At 48.0% G+C, this 15,425-nt stretch carries 19 protein-coding genes; 15 read left to right on the forward strand and 4 right to left on the reverse strand.

Going from position 1 to position 15,425, the window contains the following annotated elements; all coding sequences use genetic code 11:
* Positions 1 to 112: 112 nt before the first annotated feature.
* Positions 113 to 469: a DoxX family protein gene (locus HNY42_RS06925; RefSeq protein WP_188005314.1), complete on the forward strand. Its 357-nt coding sequence runs from the start codon at positions 113 to 115 to the stop codon at positions 467 to 469.
* A 62-nt stretch (positions 470 to 531) separates the two neighbouring features.
* Here the strand turns inward: HNY42_RS06925 and HNY42_RS06930 are convergent, their stop codons facing one another.
* Positions 532 to 1,296, reverse strand: coding sequence for an SGNH/GDSL hydrolase family protein (locus HNY42_RS06930; RefSeq protein WP_131502988.1), 765 nt, complete (start codon positions 1,294 to 1,296; stop codon positions 532 to 534).
* Between the two features lie 126 nt (positions 1,297 to 1,422).
* Here HNY42_RS06930 and HNY42_RS06935 point away from each other — a divergent pair, with 126 nt between their 5' ends.
* The 4 genes from HNY42_RS06935 to hfq all read left to right on the forward strand — a co-directional run bounded on the left by HNY42_RS06935 (position 1,423) and on the right by hfq (position 5,022).
* Positions 1,423 to 2,343, forward strand: coding sequence for an ABC transporter ATP-binding protein (locus tag HNY42_RS06935; RefSeq protein ID WP_131502987.1), 921 nt, complete (start codon positions 1,423 to 1,425; stop codon positions 2,341 to 2,343).
* Positions 2,336 to 3,334, forward strand: a complete 999-nt coding sequence (locus tag HNY42_RS06940; RefSeq protein ID WP_131502986.1) for an ABC transporter permease — start codon at positions 2,336 to 2,338, stop codon at positions 3,332 to 3,334. Before HNY42_RS06935 ends, HNY42_RS06940 begins: the two co-directional genes overlap by 8 nt.
* A 451-nt stretch (positions 3,335 to 3,785) precedes the next feature.
* Positions 3,786 to 4,724 carry a tRNA (adenosine(37)-N6)-dimethylallyltransferase MiaA gene (miaA, locus tag HNY42_RS06945; RefSeq protein WP_131502985.1) on the forward strand — a complete coding sequence of 313 codons (939 nt, stop codon included), beginning with the start codon at positions 3,786 to 3,788 and terminating at the stop codon, positions 4,722 to 4,724.
* A gap of 46 nt (positions 4,725 to 4,770) precedes the next feature.
* Positions 4,771 to 5,022, forward strand: coding sequence for an RNA chaperone Hfq (gene hfq, locus HNY42_RS06950; RefSeq protein WP_114596193.1), 252 nt, complete (start codon positions 4,771 to 4,773; stop codon positions 5,020 to 5,022).
* Positions 5,023 to 5,085: 63 nt separating this feature from the next.
* Here hfq and HNY42_RS06955 read toward each other — a convergent pair whose 3' ends face one another.
* Positions 5,086 to 6,060, reverse strand: a complete 975-nt coding sequence (locus HNY42_RS06955) for a tyrosine-type recombinase/integrase (protein ID WP_114596192.1) — start codon at positions 6,058 to 6,060, stop codon at positions 5,086 to 5,088.
* A gap of 136 nt (positions 6,061 to 6,196) precedes the next feature.
* Between HNY42_RS06955 and hflX the strand changes: the two genes are divergently transcribed.
* The 7 genes from hflX to HNY42_RS06990 all read left to right on the forward strand — a co-directional run bounded on the left by hflX (position 6,197) and on the right by HNY42_RS06990 (position 12,122).
* A complete protein-coding gene (gene hflX / locus HNY42_RS06960) occupies positions 6,197 to 7,438 on the forward strand; it encodes a GTPase HflX (RefSeq protein ID WP_188005315.1) in 1,242 nt (413 codons plus the stop codon).
* A 2-nt stretch (positions 7,439 to 7,440) separates the two neighbouring features.
* Positions 7,441 to 8,718 carry a methionine gamma-lyase family protein gene (locus tag HNY42_RS06965; protein WP_131502983.1) on the forward strand — a complete coding sequence of 426 codons (1,278 nt, stop codon included), beginning with the start codon at positions 7,441 to 7,443 and terminating at the stop codon, positions 8,716 to 8,718.
* 140 nt (positions 8,719 to 8,858) lie between these two features.
* Positions 8,859 to 9,257 carry a MerR family transcriptional regulator gene (locus HNY42_RS06970; protein WP_012369985.1) on the forward strand — a complete coding sequence of 133 codons (399 nt, stop codon included), beginning with the start codon at positions 8,859 to 8,861 and terminating at the stop codon, positions 9,255 to 9,257.
* Between the two features lie 45 nt (positions 9,258 to 9,302).
* On the forward strand, positions 9,303 to 10,649 hold the full coding sequence (glnA, locus tag HNY42_RS06975; protein WP_114596190.1) for a type I glutamate--ammonia ligase: 1,347 nt from the start codon (positions 9,303 to 9,305) through the stop codon (positions 10,647 to 10,649).
* Between the two features lie 108 nt (positions 10,650 to 10,757).
* Positions 10,758 to 11,519, forward strand: a complete 762-nt coding sequence (locus tag HNY42_RS06980) for a DUF7225 domain-containing protein (RefSeq protein WP_188005422.1) — start codon at positions 10,758 to 10,760, stop codon at positions 11,517 to 11,519.
* Positions 11,520 to 11,640: 121 nt separating this feature from the next.
* Positions 11,641 to 11,853, forward strand: a complete 213-nt coding sequence (locus tag HNY42_RS06985) for a (4Fe-4S)-binding protein (protein ID WP_131973105.1) — start codon at positions 11,641 to 11,643, stop codon at positions 11,851 to 11,853.
* Positions 11,853 to 12,122, forward strand: a complete 270-nt coding sequence (locus HNY42_RS06990; protein ID WP_188005316.1) for a GNAT family N-acetyltransferase — start codon at positions 11,853 to 11,855, stop codon at positions 12,120 to 12,122. The genes HNY42_RS06985 and HNY42_RS06990 overlap by 1 nt, the downstream gene beginning before the upstream one ends.
* An 85-nt stretch (positions 12,123 to 12,207) precedes the next feature.
* Here HNY42_RS06990 and HNY42_RS06995 read toward each other — a convergent pair whose 3' ends face one another.
* Entirely contained in the window at positions 12,208 to 12,534 is a 327-nt protein-coding gene (locus HNY42_RS06995; RefSeq protein ID WP_188005317.1) for an AzlD domain-containing protein, read from the reverse strand.
* A complete protein-coding gene (locus HNY42_RS07000; RefSeq protein ID WP_131502977.1) occupies positions 12,519 to 13,214 on the reverse strand; it encodes an AzlC family ABC transporter permease in 696 nt (231 codons plus the stop codon). Before HNY42_RS07000 ends, HNY42_RS06995 begins: the two co-directional genes overlap by 16 nt.
* Positions 13,215 to 13,380: 166 nt before the next feature.
* Here HNY42_RS07000 and dhaK point away from each other — a divergent pair, with 166 nt between their 5' ends.
* The 3 genes from dhaK to dhaM are packed head-to-tail and all read left to right on the forward strand — an operon-like array spanning position 13,381 to position 15,330.
* Positions 13,381 to 14,349, forward strand: a complete 969-nt coding sequence (gene dhaK, locus HNY42_RS07005) for a dihydroxyacetone kinase subunit DhaK (RefSeq protein WP_188005318.1) — start codon at positions 13,381 to 13,383, stop codon at positions 14,347 to 14,349.
* A gap of 19 nt (positions 14,350 to 14,368) precedes the next feature.
* Positions 14,369 to 14,968 carry a dihydroxyacetone kinase subunit DhaL gene (gene dhaL / locus HNY42_RS07010; protein WP_188005319.1) on the forward strand — a complete coding sequence of 200 codons (600 nt, stop codon included), beginning with the start codon at positions 14,369 to 14,371 and terminating at the stop codon, positions 14,966 to 14,968.
* Entirely contained in the window at positions 14,965 to 15,330 is a 366-nt protein-coding gene (gene dhaM, locus HNY42_RS07015; RefSeq protein ID WP_131502974.1) for a dihydroxyacetone kinase phosphoryl donor subunit DhaM, read from the forward strand. The genes dhaL and dhaM overlap by 4 nt, the downstream gene beginning before the upstream one ends.
* Positions 15,331 to 15,425: the final 95 nt, after the last annotated feature.

Raw genomic sequence — 15,425 nt, forward strand, 5'->3', positions numbered from 1 at the left:
TTCCCCATAATTCGACAACAATCTCAAACAGTTGAGTCGAGCCGGTCAGTTCGGTACACTGAGTGTGTTTCGTACTTAAGCAACCGACTTAGTCGCAAAGGGAGAGATTCAGATGAAGTATGTACTGCGTATTTTATATGGTGCCGGTTTATTGTTCGCCGGAATCGGTCATTTCCGGAATGAAAAGGGATTTGTTAAGATTATGCCCGCTTTCATCCCGTTCAAACGTTTTTTCGTCCAGGTGACGGGGGTCATCGAAATTCTGTACGGTTTGATGTTGCTGTCCGGACGTGGCGTTGATCTCGTCCGGAAGACGTTACCGGCGTTTTTATATGCCGTTTTACCGGCAAATATCAACATGGCGGTCAATCCGAAACCGATTAACGGGAAAACATTGCCGGCTTGGGGATTATGGGGCCGTTTGCCGTTACAGTGGGTCTTGATTGCTTTTGCTAAACGCTTAAAATGAAGAGACAAAAGGGTTACCGGGAGCAGTTGAATCGCACCGGGTAACCCTTTTTTGTTGTTCCATTAAAACCGTTTTTCGACGGCGAGGATGGCTGCATTCGCAATGTCTTCGTATGTCGAGTCGTTCGGGTGGAACTGGTCGCTTGAAAGATCACGTTTGACGTCACGGACGAGGTTAAACGTATCGATGATTTCGATATCATGTTTTAGACCAAGTGTCCGGGATTTAGCGTTCCACTCTTGAACGATTGCGTCAAATGCTTCTCCGTTTTCGCTGGCGCGGAACGGATTATAGAGTCCGACATAGAAAATGACGGCATCCGGATTTTCTTCACGTAAAATGCGGAACGTTTTTGCCAGATTGTCTTGAGCCTTTTCAATCGTGGCGGCCGTTTTTTTTGCATTAAAGTTTGCGACACCTTCGCCACGGTTAAACAAATCGTTTCCGCCAATCGTCACGGAAATGACTTTTGCTTGGGACAACGTACGACGGACTTCTTTTTGTTCCAATTGTTTTAAGAGATTTTCCGTCCGTGCACCGCTGACGGCAAGATTTTGGAAACGTTCGACGCGGTCGTTTTTGACAAGGTCGCGACCAACGATGGCTGCATAACTGTTTCCGTTTGAGGCACCGACACCACGCGTCAATGAATCACCGAGCGCGACATACGTCCCGCCTTTTTTGACGGGTTCTTCCTTTGTCGGCGTCAAGACGGCCCGTTTCGGTGGATTGACGACATCGTTATAGGCACTGGCGAAACCGTACCCGAAGACTGCCGTTAAAATTAGAGAAACTACTAAAAAAAGTGGCCAAAGATATCGTTTCATGAACCGTTCCTCCTTTTGCTGTTACTATGATTGTAGCAAACCTTTTTGGAATGTGCGGTTTTGAAGTGTTCCGATAAGGTAAATCATTCATTATTCCGCTAGAATGGATACTAAGAGGTGAGAGACGTGAAACCAACTGTAAAATTAGAATCAGTCACAAAAGTCATTGGAAAAAAGACAATCATCGACAATATTTCATTTGAAATCTTCCCCGGTGAAGTATTCGGATTCCTCGGCCCGAACGGTGCCGGGAAAACGACGACGATCCGGATGCTTGTCGGGTTAATTAAACCGACATCCGGTAAAATTACGGTCTGCGACTTTGATGTCCGGAAACAGTTTGTCCAAGCGATGCAACGAATCGGCTCGATCGTTGAAAATCCCGAGCTGTATAAATATTTGACGGGACGTGAAAATTTACAAGTGTTTTCACGGATGTTGCCAGGTGTTGACGATGCCCGGATTCAAGAAGTCATTGATCTGGTCGATTTGACAGCACGGGTCGATGATCAAGTCCGGACGTATTCGCTCGGGATGCGTCAGCGTCTCGGGATTGCCCAAGCCCTGCTCGGACGTCCCGATGTCCTGATTCTCGATGAACCGACGAATGGGCTGGATCCGATGGGAATTCGTGATTTACGACAATTCATCCGGAAGCTGGTTGATGAGACCGGTTTATCCGTGCTCGTCTCGAGTCATATCCTGGCGGAGATCGAAATGCTGGCGGATCGTGTCGCCATCATGAGTTACGGAAAAATCGTCCAGGTCGGAACGGTCAAGGAACTGGTCGAGTCGCTCGCACCTGGTGTCGACTGGCGTGTCGACGATGCGTTCAAAGCAAACGAAATCCTGTCGGCGTCGCCTGACGTCCAGGTCTCGGAAATCGTCGATGCCAATACGGTCCATACATTGATGGATGCCAGCAAGACACCATCCTTAAATAAACAGCTGTTCGAAGCGGGTGTCGAAGTGTGGACGATCGAACGTAAAGTCCAGACACTCGAAGATCTCTTCATCACACTGACAGGAGGAGATCATATTGCGTAATCCGAACATGCTCGGCTTGATTCAAAACGAAGTCATGAAGATTGCTTCGAAAAAACGTTTTGCCGTCGTTGCGATCATCCTGGTCGTCCTCGTTTCAATGTTTACGTATGCCCAGTACCGTGATATTCAGGAGCAAATCAAGAAACAGGGCACACTCGACTGGCGGGTCGAACTGCAACAGGATATCGTCGACACACAAAACCGTTTGGCATCAAGCAGTATTCAAGACGAATTCCGACAATTTTTGGAGTTTGATTTAAAACAAAACCAGTATTATCTCGATAATGATATCAATCCGAACTATCCGGGGGCACCGACCTTCATCCGGATTTTCTTCTCGCAAGGATTGACGTTGATTCTGCCGCTGTTCATCATCGTCATCATGGCCGATATCGTCAGCGGGGAGCAAAATGACGGAACGATTAAGACGTTGCTGTCCCGTCCCGTAAGGCGCTGGAAAATCTTAATGGCGAAATGGCTGACGACGTTGCTGTATACGTCGATGCTGATGGCGTTGACTGCCGCCGTCTGTTATGCGATTTCCGGTATCGTCCTCGGATATGACGGATGGACCGCACCGATTCTGACCGGGTTCCAAGCGTCACCGAGCGGAACGTTCTCGACCGAATTCGTGCATACGATTCCGATGTGGGAGTATCTGTTGATGGCGATTGGCCTTGCCTGGATTGTGACCGCAGTCGTTGCGACGATTGCCTTGATGGTGTCCGTATTGGTCAAAAACACGGCAACCGGGATCGGCATCATGATGGCTGTCCTGATTTCCGGTACCTTGTTGACGACACTCGGTTCTAGTTGGACGAGTTCGAAATATCTCGTTAACGTCAACTTCGGATTAATCAACTACCTGGATGGACAAGCACCACCAATCGAAGGGATGACGTTACCGTTCTCGCTCGCCGTTCTCCTCTGCTGGACGATTGGAGCATTGGTCGTCGCGTTTTGGAACTTTACGCAAAAAGATATGTACTGATTTTAACCTGAATGAAAAAAAGTCCCTTCTCCGTAATGGAAAAGGGACTTTTTGCAGATGTCGGGCATCTGCGTGGAATCAAGAGGGGAATCCCTCTTAAAAGAAGCCGATGCAGGTCAGCTTCTGCGCTACGTAACAATCGTACTTTTATCATAGCGATTCCAGTAATTGGTGTCAAACCTGCTTGAAAGGGTTTACGAAATCCCGGATTTGTCAAAAGGTATCTAAAGACAACGAGGAGGTGCCCGACATGACAGATTGGGGAATCATGCTGACCGGTTTAGTGATTTGCGGATGGTGTGTATTTAGTGCAGTATATGACGACTTTATTCGTCGGGTCTAACAGAAGCAACTGAGTCGTCTTCCTTAGTGGGAGACGTTTTTTTGTCCTGTCGTCCGCTTGTCCGGATATGATACACTGACTACAAAAATGTATGAACTAGGAATGGTGATGTCATTGAGTAAACAGCCCGTCATTGTCATCGTTGGACCGACTGCCGTCGGAAAAACCAAGACAGGAATTGAATTAGCAAAACGGTTAAACGGAGAAATCATTTCAGGAGATTCCGTTCAGGTCTATAAACAGATGAATATCGGATCCGCGAAGGTGACCCATGAAGAAATGGACGGGATACCGCACCATCTGCTCGATCTGGTTGATCCGGACGACGAGATGAGTGTCGCCCGTTTTCAGACGTTAGCCCGGACGGCGATCGATGAGATTGCGGCAAAAGGCAAGTTACCGATCATCGTCGGCGGAACCGGACTTTATATCCGTGCGATCCTGTATGATTATCAATTTACCGTTCAGGCAGAAAATAAGGTCTTGCGCGAGGAACTGGAACAGTTTGCACAAGCGGAAGGAGCTGCAGCTCTTCATGACCGCCTGCGGCAACTGGACGCGAAACGGGCGGACGAGATCCACCCGAACAATATTCAACGGGTCGTCCGGGCAATTGAGGTCGCAATGAGCGGACAAACGCAGACGTCCGGCAGTGAACCGAGTTTGTATGACAGTCTGTTGTTCGTCTTACATATGGAAGACCGGGAACAGCTGTACACGCGGATCGATCAACGGGTCGATCTGATGCTCGATCAAGGGCTCGTCCCTGAAGTCGGACAGTTAGTCGCAGCTGGTTATAAAGAAACCAAAGCGATGCAGGCAATCGGCTACAAGGAAATCGTCCCGGTTCTTGAAGGAGCGCCGCTCGAACCGGCTGTTGAGCAATTGAAACGGAATACCCGACGCTTCGCAAAACGGCAGTTAACATGGTTCCGCCATCAATTTGACGGAAATTGGATTGAAATGGGAAGGCTTTCATTTGAAGAAAACTTCAAAATTATCTATGATAGAACAGTAGGGTTTCTGAAAGCGGTTAAATCGGAATAGCCTGAAGTAAAAAAAACAGATAAAAATAGAGGGGGCACGGGGGCTTATGAAGGCAACGTACAACATTCAAGACTATTTCCTAAATCAATTGCGTAAAGATTCAGTTCCGACGACAGTATTTTTAATCAGCGGGTATCAGTTACGGGGATTGATCAAGTCGTTTGATAACTTCACCGTCATTTTGGAATCAGAAGGCAAACAACAATTGATTTACAAGCATGCCATCTCGACATTCGCACCGGCACGGAATGTGACGCTGTATGAACAAGAGGCGGAAACGGAAGAAGTCACACGTTAAAAAAAGACGGCCGGGGGGCCGCCTACTCGATGGGACAACGCCATGGCGTTGTTCCTTTTTTTGTTACAGTAAATCTTTCAGTTCGTCGACTGCTTCCGCATACCGACGGAGGGAGACTTCCTTATACAGACAGGTCTTCGTCAACCGTTCCTCTTTCGTCAACTCTTCGAGATACGTTCCGAGAATGAAACTGTTCCGCAACATCGATGGGGTGATGATCCGCTTATTGTCCGACCGTTCGTTTAACTGACGCATCATCTTCGTGATCATGACGATCGACAATTGTTTCGGGGCATTTTTGCTGTAGACCCAGCGGAACGTCATCCGTGAGAAATCAAAAGCGACAAAAAATGGATCGGTCGAATGATACCGCGGACGAACCGGTTCCGGGATTGTCTTTAAATACGCGAGCATCAGATCCTGATCGTCCCGCTCGAGGTGAAGCAGGTAGGCATTACCGAGCCGGTCATGAACCGTCATCTCCCGTTGGGCAAAGTTCAAGTCCTGCATCTTCAGACCAATGATATGGTGGACGCGAAGACCATACCGGTAAAAGAGTCGTAAAATCAATTCATTGCGGTCGATCAGATACGGCCGCGCAACGAGCTGATGGTCCGTCAAACCCCGGTCGGACCGGTTCGTCCGGATCAGTTGCTCATATTCGGCAAGGGACGCAACATGCTGCGGCGTCAACTCATGCGTCGGCTGGGCATACTCGATCAGCTTCGATTTTGTCTGACGAATCTGGTAGTTCAGCTGATTGAGGACGGTGACAATCCGGGCGACCGTCGCCTGTTGGTACAATTTTTCCTCGATCAGATAGTCGTTGATGAACGTTTTCCACGTTTCGAGCGGAATCGCCTTGAAATCGTCGATCGTCTCGAGCGGCTGATCGACTTCCGTCATATAACGATGAATTTCAATTAAATCGTAGCGGTACCGTCGGATCGTCGAGTCCTGTCTGCCGCTCGCGCTCAGGAAAAACAGATACCGTTCGATGAATTCCGGCAAGGTATAGTCGAGTCGTTCTCGTGCCATCACGGACCTCCTGTGTAAAGTACTTTTCTTTATGATAAACCGAACGGATGTTTCCTGTCCAAAAATGTTCAGACGGCAGGTCCGTGTGGTATGATTAGGGACGCAGAAGGTTTGTTATTTTGAAAGGAATGATTCTATGTCAGAACGCGTTATCGTCGTCGGTTGTCAGCTCCCCGGTGTACCGGATCATATTTATGAAGAATCGGTCGCGGAGCTCGAAGCACTCGTTACGACTGCGCACGCCGTCGTGGTAGGACGACTCGATCAAAAACGTCAATCGATCGACCGCCGCACGTTTATTGGAAAAGGGAAGGTTGAGGAACTGGTTGCATTGGCACAGGAACTCGAACCGGATTTGATTATTTTTAATGCCGAAGTCACGCCGGGGCAGATGAAAAACATCCGGATTGCCCTCGAAGATCCGGAATCGATCAAATTGATCGACCGGACCCAGTTGATTCTCGACATCTTCGCCGGCCGTGCCCAGTCGCGGGAAGGGAAGCTCCAGGTCGAACTCGCCCAGATGAGTTACCTGTTGCCGCGCTTAAGCGGACAAGGAACACAATTGTCCCGCCTCGGCGGCGGGATCGGGACTCGTGGTCCCGGTGAATCAAAACTTGAGACAGACCGCCGGCACATCCGCCGCCGTGTCGACGAAATCAAGAAACAGCTCGAAACGTCGGTTGCCCACCGTGCTCGCTACCGCGAACGCCGGAAGGAAAACCAGACGTTCCAAATCGCCCTTGTCGGATATACGAATGCCGGGAAGTCCACCATCTTCAACCGGTTGACCAATGCCGACACGTACGAAAAAAATGAATTATTCGCGACACTCGATCCGTTGACGCGTCAGTTCGACTTACCGGAAGGTGGACAGATCCTCCTGACCGATACCGTCGGATTCATTCAGGATTTGCCGACGAAACTAATTGCCGCATTCCGGTCGACACTCGAAGAAGTGCTTGAGGCAGACCTGATCATTCATGTCATCGATGCGTCAAGCGAACATTATCTCAATCAGATGCAGACGACCAATGATGTTCTCGATGAGCTCGGTGCCGGGGATATCCCGCAACTTGAAGTCTTCAATAAAAAAGACCGGTTAACGAAATTGTTCACAGGTGGAAAACTGTTGATTTCGGCACTCGATCCGGCAGATATCGAACGCCTGACCGTCGAAATCGAAAAAGCGATCAGTGAGATTCTCGAATATCTCGAGATCCGAATTCCGGTCAACGCATTTGCCCATTACAATCCGGCAAAAGAAGTCATGATGAATTTAACAGAACAATATGAAGAGGACGGCTCCGTGACCTTGAAAGGCTACTTGCGCAAAGATACACGTCTGTACTCGACATTGAAACAATACGAGGTGTAAGCATGTTTACAGAGTTAACGCATTATGAAACAATCCGTCCGTTCGTCGAGCGGGCGGAAGAAAAAATCGCACCCGGTATTCGCAAGGCACAACAAGTCGCGGAACAGAATCAGTTCCGTGTCCTGAATGCCTTCCGTGAGCATAAAGTGAGTGACTTTCACTTCATGCCGTCGACAGGTTACGGCTACAACGATGAGGGCCGCGATAATCTCGAACGGATTTACGCAGCGGTCTTCGGAGCGGAAGCCGGACTCTGCCGGGCGCAGATCATCAGCGGGACCCACGCGATCGGCATCGCGTTGTTCGGTTTGCTGTTACCGGGAGACGAACTGCTGTACATCACCGGTAAACCGTACGATACACTCGAAGAAATCGTCGGTATCCGCGGTGACGGCCGCGGCTCGTTAAAAGAACTCGGTGTCACGTATGACGTCGTCGAGATGAAACAGGCAGAGACGATTGATCTGGATGCTGTCCTCGCCCGAATCACGGACAAGACAAAAGTCGTCGGGATCCAGCGTTCAAAAGGGTATGCGACACGCCGGAGCTTGCCTGTCGCAGAAATCGGTCAAGCGATTGAAGCCATCAAGGCGCAACATCCGCACGTTATCGTCTTCGTCGACAACTGTTACGGCGAATTCGTTGAAACGATCGAACCGACCCATGTCGGAGCGGATTTGATGGCCGGCTCACTGATCAAGAATCCGGGTGGCGGTCTCGCGAAGACAGGCGGTTATCTCGTCGGACGCCGCGATTTGATTGAACGGGCGTCGTTCCGAATGACGACACCGGGAATCGGTGCCGAGGCCGGTCCGTCGCTTTATTCGCTGCAGGACATGTATCAAGGGTTCTTCATGGCCCCGCATACGGTCAGTCAGGCACTGATGGGGGCGATGTTCACCTCGAGCATGATGGAACAGTTCGGATTCGATACAGCACCGCACTATGCAGCAGAACGGACGGATTTGATCCAGTCGGTCTCTTTCCATGCACCTGAGCCGATGATTGCCTTTTGTCAGGCGATTCAAGCGGCGTCTCCCGTCAATGCGCAAGCCTTGCCGATTCCGGATTATATGCCGGGATATGCAGATGATGTCATCATGGCTGCCGGAACGTTCATTCAAGGATCATCGATCGAGTTATCGGCAGATGGTCCGATCCGGGCACCGTACACGGCCTATGTCCAGGGCGGACTGACTTACAGTCACGTCAGAATCGCGATTGTCTCGGCCGTCAATCAATTAATGGAACAACAATTGATTCAACCGCAACAGGTTTAAAAAAATAGCTTGATGTGAAAAGACCTCTGTTACGCAGGACGTCTGACTTGTAAGAAAGTCATGTTAACTTTCCTTACATCTCTTGACAACTTGCCTCACAGAGGTTTATTCTCATGAGGTAAGGAAAAAGGAGGAACGAAATGGCAGACTTATCACGACAGTCCAAGCCACTATTCCCCATCGGAGTCGTTCAAGAGTTGACCGCGTTATCTGCCCGACAAATCCGATATTACGAAGAACAAGGATTGATCAAGCCGGAGCGGACAGAGACGAAACGTCGCCTCTATTCGTTCAACGATGTCGATCGCTTGTTATCGATCAAGGAATATCTGGACCAGGGACTGAATATCGCAGGGATTAAAATGATTTTTGACAATGATCTTGTCAAGCGCGAACGAGTTGCGGAGAAGGTCGTTACGGCCCGTCCGGAATTATCAGATGGCGAATTGTATAAACTCCTGAAAAATGAATTGCAGGAAGCAGGGCGACATGGGAAAACGTCACTCATCCAAGGTGAGCTCGGACGATTTTTCAAGTAAGCACCTGTTACCATATAAAAAAGAGCCGGAGAGGGGATTTGTCACATGACACGTCGCAACATTACACGAGAAGACATTATGAAAATCGCTAAAGCTGAGGATGTACGTTTTATTCGTTTACAGTTCACAGATATCCTCGGTACGATCAAGAACGTTGAAATTCCAGTGAGCCAATTGGAAAAAGCACTTGATAACAAAATGATGTTCGATGGTTCGTCAATCGAAGGATTCGTCCGCATTGAAGAATCAGATATGTATCTCTTCCCAGACCTCAACACATGGGTGGTCTTCCCATGGACAGAAGACGGAACGGGTAAAGTCGCACGTCTCATCTGTGACATCTACAATCCGGATGGCACACCGTTTGCTGGAGATCCGCGTGGTCAACTCAAACGTGTACTTAAAGAAATGGAAGAGCTTGGCTTCACTTCATTCAACGTTGGTCCAGAACCAGAATTCTTCTTGTTCAAGAAGGATGCTAACGGCCGTCCGACACTTGAACTCAATGACCAAGGCGGTTACTTTGACTTAGCACCAGTCGATCTCGGTGAAAACTGCCGTAAGGAAATCGTCATCGAGCTTGAAAACATGGGCTTTGAAATCGAAGCATCTCACCATGAAGTCGCACCGGGACAACACGAAATCGACTTCAAATACGCTGACGCGATCACAACGGCGGATAACATCCAAACGTTCAAACTCGTTGTTAAGACGATTGCAGCGAAACATAACTTACACGCGACATTCATGCCAAAACCGCTTTACGGTGTCAACGGTTCAGGAATGCACGCCAACATGTCTCTCTTTAAAGGCAACGAAAACGTCTTCTTCGACGAAGCGAACAGCAACATGCAATTGTCGGATGATGCCCGTGCGTTCACAGCCGGTATCCTGAAGCACGCCCGTGCCTTCACAGCTGTCTGTAACCCGACAGTTAACTCGTATAAACGTCTTGTGCCTGGTTATGAAGCACCTTGCTACGTCGCATGGTCAGCGCGTAACCGTTCACCGCTCGTACGTGTACCGGCAGCCCGCGGTCTCTCGACACGAATCGAAGTCCGTTCAGTCGACCCGGCAGCAAACCCGTACTTGGCACTTGCGACCTTGCTCGCTTCAGGTCTTGACGGAATCAAAAACAACTTGAAAGCACCGGCTCCAATCGACCGTAACATCTACGTGATGGACAAACCGGAACGTGTGGCAAACGGCATTGACGATCTTCCGTCAACACTCAGCCACGCACTCGAAGTCTTGAAAGCGGATGACGTCGTCATGCACGCACTTGGCGAGCACATCGCAGAGCACTTCGTTGAACTTAAAGAAATCGAATGGGATATGTTCCGGACGCAAGTCACGGAATGGGAACGCGATCAGTACATGGTCTTGTTCTAATCTAAATGATGAAAAATGAATGAAAAACAGGCTAAGAATAGTCAATACGCTTTTGTATTGCTTTTCTTAGCCTTATTTTTTTAGGGAGGGATTGCAATGACTAAGCGTATTTCTATTTATGAACAGCTTAAAGAGATGTTAAAGCATAAAAAAGAAGAAGTTGTAACTCCGAGTGAAATGAAAGAAGCCTTGTTTCACAAATATGGAACAAATAAAGATAGTGTGATACTTTCTGACTATTGTTACAATCGTTCAAACCGTGGAATTTCTTTTAATAAGCATTTATTTGTATATCTAAATTATGGAATGTATAAATATATTGGCGAAAATGCTGATTATAACGGATTAATTTATGCGCGAACACGAAATTCTCCTGATGATCAAGTAGTAGGGATATGGACAGACGGAAAAAAACAACTATCTATAAATAAGTTATTAGAAAATCAGGAATTTCTTAAAGGTAATTACATAATCCAACTATTTGAAGAGTATATGGACATTTTGAAATTTGAAATGAACGTTCTTGGTTGTAAAGCCACAGAGTTGCGTCATTTAATAGGTCGATTGGGAGAGTTTTTTTGTGCTATATATACGAAAGGGAAATTAGCTCATGTGACCAACCAACACGGTTTTGATGTAATTAGTAATGGAAGACGGATTAGTGTAAAAACAACGGCTCAAAAATCTGGTTTCATCTCATTGAATATAAGAACTTTAGATCAATTTGATGATATCTTCATAGTCCAGTTCCTAAATAATGAATTTCACTTATTATTTTATGCATCAAAAGATCAACTACCTAAGGGACGGATTTACAAACAGCGGTTAGAAGTTGATTTATCTTCTTTAAAACAAGAGCAACTCCTATGACTGAATAAAGCTTTAGATTTTAAGTATAGGAAAGTACAAATCATCTTAAAAAGGGGTATGTATATATGATGTAAAACAGCAAGACTGCACTCTTAATCTACTTTGTAAGGAGGCGTTTTAAATGAAAAAGGCGTATGAAGGAAAAGGGATCACCGTTTATTTTGATGCCGAAGTCTGTATCCATTCCGGTCATTGTGTGAAGAGTTTACCGGCCGTCTTTGATGTTAAAAAGCGTCCATGGATTGAAACGGACGGGGCCCCGGCCGAAGATGTCATGCGGGTCATCGATGGCTGTCCGAGCGGCGCCTTATCGTATGAACGGAGGGAAGCATGATGGAATTTAAACGAGCGGATCAAAAGATTGAAGCCTATCAAGAGGGGCAAGTTGTCGGGGAAATCACGTACAGTGACACAAAAGGCGGCAAGTGGATCATTGATCATACGTATGTCGACCCGAATCATCGGAATCAACAAATCGGCGAACAACTGGTCAAAGCCATGGTCGAGTGGGCACGCGAAGAAAACGTCAAGCTGTTGCCGCTCTGTCCGTTCGCGAAACGGGAGTTCGAGCAGACGCCGGACTATGCAGATGTATCGGCTTAATCGAAAGCGTGTAATTATCAAAAGACGAGGAGAGCGGATCATCGGATCCGCTCTCCTCGTCTTTTTGATTTATTGTGAACAAGTTTTACAGAAACAAACGAAGCAACGCCATCGACAGGACACCGGTGATGACAGTGTAGGAAAGGCTTTTGCTGCTGACGGCGACGAGGACGGTCGGAACGGATGCTGCGAGGTTTAGAAGGGAGAGTGTCGGATAGTCTCCGTTTCGTGCCACTAGTAAGTTTTGAAAAAATAAAGCACTTAACAAACAAACCGGGATAAACGACAACCAATCGGTCAGCAGACGGGGTAACGTCAGACCATGCATCAACAAAAACGGCAGTATCCGCGGAATCAACGTGACGAGACCGCAGGCAGCAAAAAGGACGAATAGTTCTAAGCGGATTTCCATCGTGAGATTACAACTCCTATACTGGCAGCTATCATCGTCGCGAATAAAACGGCGAGTTCCGGTGACAGATAGCGCATTGATATGTACAACAACAGGAAAACAAGGACGAGCAACAGACCATTTAGAGCGATGCGGGACCGCTCGCTTTCAAACTGCAGGTACAATAACCCGATGAACATCGCGGTTAAAGCAAAATCCAGTCCGAATCGTTCCGGATCCGGGAACCAACTGCCGACGAGTGCTCCGAGGACTGTCGAGGCAATCCAGCTCAGATAAGCGGTTATGTTCAATCCATGCATGAATGGTGCATCAAGCGGCCGTTTTAAGGAAGTATTCATGGCTACGGCAAACGACTCATCTGTCAAGAGAGCGCCGATTCCAAACCGATCGAAGAAATGCCGGCTTTTAACACGCGGTGCGAGCGTCATACTCATCAGAAGATGCCGGGAATTGACGATGAACGTCGTCAAGATGATGGCAGAAAACGGACTGTTTAGTAACAGTAGACTCGTAATGATGAATTGAGCAGCGCCGGCATAAATCAAGATGGACATCAATCCGATTTCAAGCGGACTGAGTCCGGCGGCGCGTCCGACGATGCCGGCAGAAAATCCGATGCCGAGATAACCGAGGACGGTCGGCAGACAGGCTTTGATACCTGCTTGAAACGAAGCGTTCATAGAAGGTGACTCCTCTCGCGATGATGTGTTATCAGCATAGCATCATCAAAACGGATTGGAAATGAACTGGTCAATATTTTCATATGTTTCCTTGACATAAGTCGTCTCGATTTGTGGTAAAGAGTAAGTGGTACGGCAAAATTCGTTAGACGAAGGAGCGTTCAAGATGGATAAATTAATGCAAGATGCGAACCGGTTTGTCTCAGATATGGTGGAAGGTCTCGTTTTAGCACATCCTGATCTTTATGCAAAAGTCGGCGGAGTCAATGTCATTAAACGAAAAGAACCGTTGAACGGGAAAGTGGCCCTTGTATCCGGTGGGGGAAGCGGCCATGAGCCGGCGCATGCCGGATTTATCGGGGACGGTATGCTCGCAGCTGCTGTCTGTGGTGAAGTCTTTACTTCTCCGACACCTGACATGGTGCTTGAAGGAATCAAGGCGGCAGACGGTGGGAAAGGGGTGCTGCTCGTCGTCAAAAACTATTCTGGAGATGTCATGAACTTCGACATGGCGAAAGAATTGGCCGAACTCGAAGACATCGAAGTCGAGACGGTCATCGTCCGGGATGATATCGCCATCAAAAAAGAAGAAGACCGCCGCGGAGTCGCTGGCACGATTTTTGTCCACAAGATTGCCGGAGCTGCGGCAGCAGAGGGCAAATCACTTGCTGAAGTCAAAGCAGTCGCTGAGAAAGTCATTGCCGGCGTCCGGTCAATCGGAATGGCGTTGTCCCCATGTTATATGCCGGAGAGCGGTAAACCCGGTTTTGATTTGCACGAGGATGAAATGGAAATCGGAATTGGGATTCACGGTGAAAAGGGTCTGGAGCGGAAACCGATTGCCTCCGTCGAAGCCATCGTGACGGAATTACTCGATCGATTGACAGCGGAAGTAACCGATAAAAAAGTAGCGGTCATGGTCAACGGAATGGGCGGAACGCCTGAATCGGAATTGTACATCACCTATAAATATGTCGCGGAACAATTGCAGGCAAAAGGATACGAGATTGTTCGTCCGTTCGTCGGCAACTATATGACATCACTCGAAATGCACGGTTTCTCAATTACGCTGCTTCCGGTTGACGATGAACTGGTCGGCTACTTGGATGCAAAAACGAACGCAATCGGATTCTAATTAAAAGAGGGTGAGATAGATGAAGTTATCGACTGAAGAATTCCGCAAAGCATTGCTTAAAGCGGCTGCCGATCTCGAACACCATAAAGATGAATTGACGGATCTTGACCGGGAAATCGGTGACGGCGACCACGGCATCAATTTGTCGCGCGGTTTCCAGGCTGTACAAAAAGAACTTGAGGCGCAAGAAGAGTATGAAGATCTAGGTGTCTTATCAAAACAAGTCGGAATGACCTTGATTAAAACCGTTGGAGGTGCATCCGGTCCGCTCTACGGTACGGCATTCGTTAAATTTGCCGGAGCGTTTAAAGGGAAAAGAGAAGTTGAAGGGGCGGAACTGGCAGCGGCGTTTAAAGAAGCGACGGATGGGATTAAAATGCGCGGGAAATCAGAGTTTGGACAAAAAACGATGGTCGATATTTGGACACCGTTTTACGAAGCACTGGAACAAGAGAGTGATTTGAACGCAGCACTCGATCAAGCATTGGCAGATACAAAAGAGCGTGTGGCGACAAAAGGACGGGCTTCTTATTTTGGGGATGCAACGGTCGGTGTCCAGGATCCCGGTGCGTTATCAAGTTCACTGTTATTACGTTCGATTGGGGAGGTCTTGTCATGATTAATTTGATTTTAGTCTCCCATAGTGAAAAGCTTGCGACCGGACTAAAGGAACTATTGGCTGAAATGGCTCCGGACACACCCGTGTTACTCGCAGCTGGGCTTGCGGACGGCAGTATCGGGACCGATGCGTCCCGAATTGAAGAGACGATGAATGAGTTGAACGATGACGGCTTAATTTTGACCGACATCGGATCGGCGACGATGAACGCGGAACTGGCCTTAGAATTATACAGTGGGGACCGGAACGTTCAGTTCGTCGAAGCACCGCTGGTAGAGGGCGCTTTTTTGGCAGCGGTCTTAAGTGGTCAATCAAAAACGCTGGATGATATCGTAACAGGCGTCAAAGCAGAATTTTCGTAAAACAGGTAATCCGACTAACAGGTTCGTTTCCGAAGAGGAAGCGAACCTGTTTTTTTAGGGAAAACAAAAAAACTGGTATTCCGCGAGGGAATACC

The organism is Exiguobacterium sp. Helios (genome assembly GCF_014524545.1).
In the GTDB taxonomy this organism is placed as follows: Bacteria; Bacillota; Bacilli; order Exiguobacteriales; family Exiguobacteriaceae; genus Exiguobacterium_A.

Coding starts and splice junctions, on each gene's coding strand:
- HNY42_RS06925 (WP_188005314.1), top strand. CDS start 113: ATGAAGTATGTACTGCGTATTTTATATGGTGCCGGTTTATTGTTCGCC.
- HNY42_RS06930 (WP_131502988.1), bottom strand. CDS start 1,296: ATGAAACGATATCTTTGGCCACTTTTTTTAGTAGTTTCTCTAATTTTA.
- miaA (WP_131502985.1), top strand. CDS start 3,786: ATGTCATTGAGTAAACAGCCCGTCATTGTCATCGTTGGACCGACTGCC.
- hfq (WP_114596193.1), top strand. CDS start 4,771: ATGAAGGCAACGTACAACATTCAAGACTATTTCCTAAATCAATTGCGT.
- HNY42_RS06955 (WP_114596192.1), bottom strand. CDS start 6,060: ATGGCACGAGAACGACTCGACTATACCTTGCCGGAATTCATCGAACGG.
- hflX (WP_188005315.1), top strand. CDS start 6,197: ATGTCAGAACGCGTTATCGTCGTCGGTTGTCAGCTCCCCGGTGTACCG.
- HNY42_RS06965 (WP_131502983.1), top strand. CDS start 7,441: ATGTTTACAGAGTTAACGCATTATGAAACAATCCGTCCGTTCGTCGAG.
- HNY42_RS06970 (WP_012369985.1), top strand. CDS start 8,859: ATGGCAGACTTATCACGACAGTCCAAGCCACTATTCCCCATCGGAGTC.
- glnA (WP_114596190.1), top strand. CDS start 9,303: ATGACACGTCGCAACATTACACGAGAAGACATTATGAAAATCGCTAAA.
- HNY42_RS06985 (WP_131973105.1), top strand. CDS start 11,641: ATGAAAAAGGCGTATGAAGGAAAAGGGATCACCGTTTATTTTGATGCC.
- HNY42_RS06990 (WP_188005316.1), top strand. CDS start 11,853: ATGGAATTTAAACGAGCGGATCAAAAGATTGAAGCCTATCAAGAGGGG.
- HNY42_RS06995 (WP_188005317.1), bottom strand. CDS start 12,534: ATGGAAATCCGCTTAGAACTATTCGTCCTTTTTGCTGCCTGCGGTCTC.
- HNY42_RS07000 (WP_131502977.1), bottom strand. CDS start 13,214: ATGAACGCTTCGTTTCAAGCAGGTATCAAAGCCTGTCTGCCGACCGTC.
- dhaK (WP_188005318.1), top strand. CDS start 13,381: ATGGATAAATTAATGCAAGATGCGAACCGGTTTGTCTCAGATATGGTG.
- dhaL (WP_188005319.1), top strand. CDS start 14,369: ATGAAGTTATCGACTGAAGAATTCCGCAAAGCATTGCTTAAAGCGGCT.
- dhaM (WP_131502974.1), top strand. CDS start 14,965: ATGATTAATTTGATTTTAGTCTCCCATAGTGAAAAGCTTGCGACCGGA.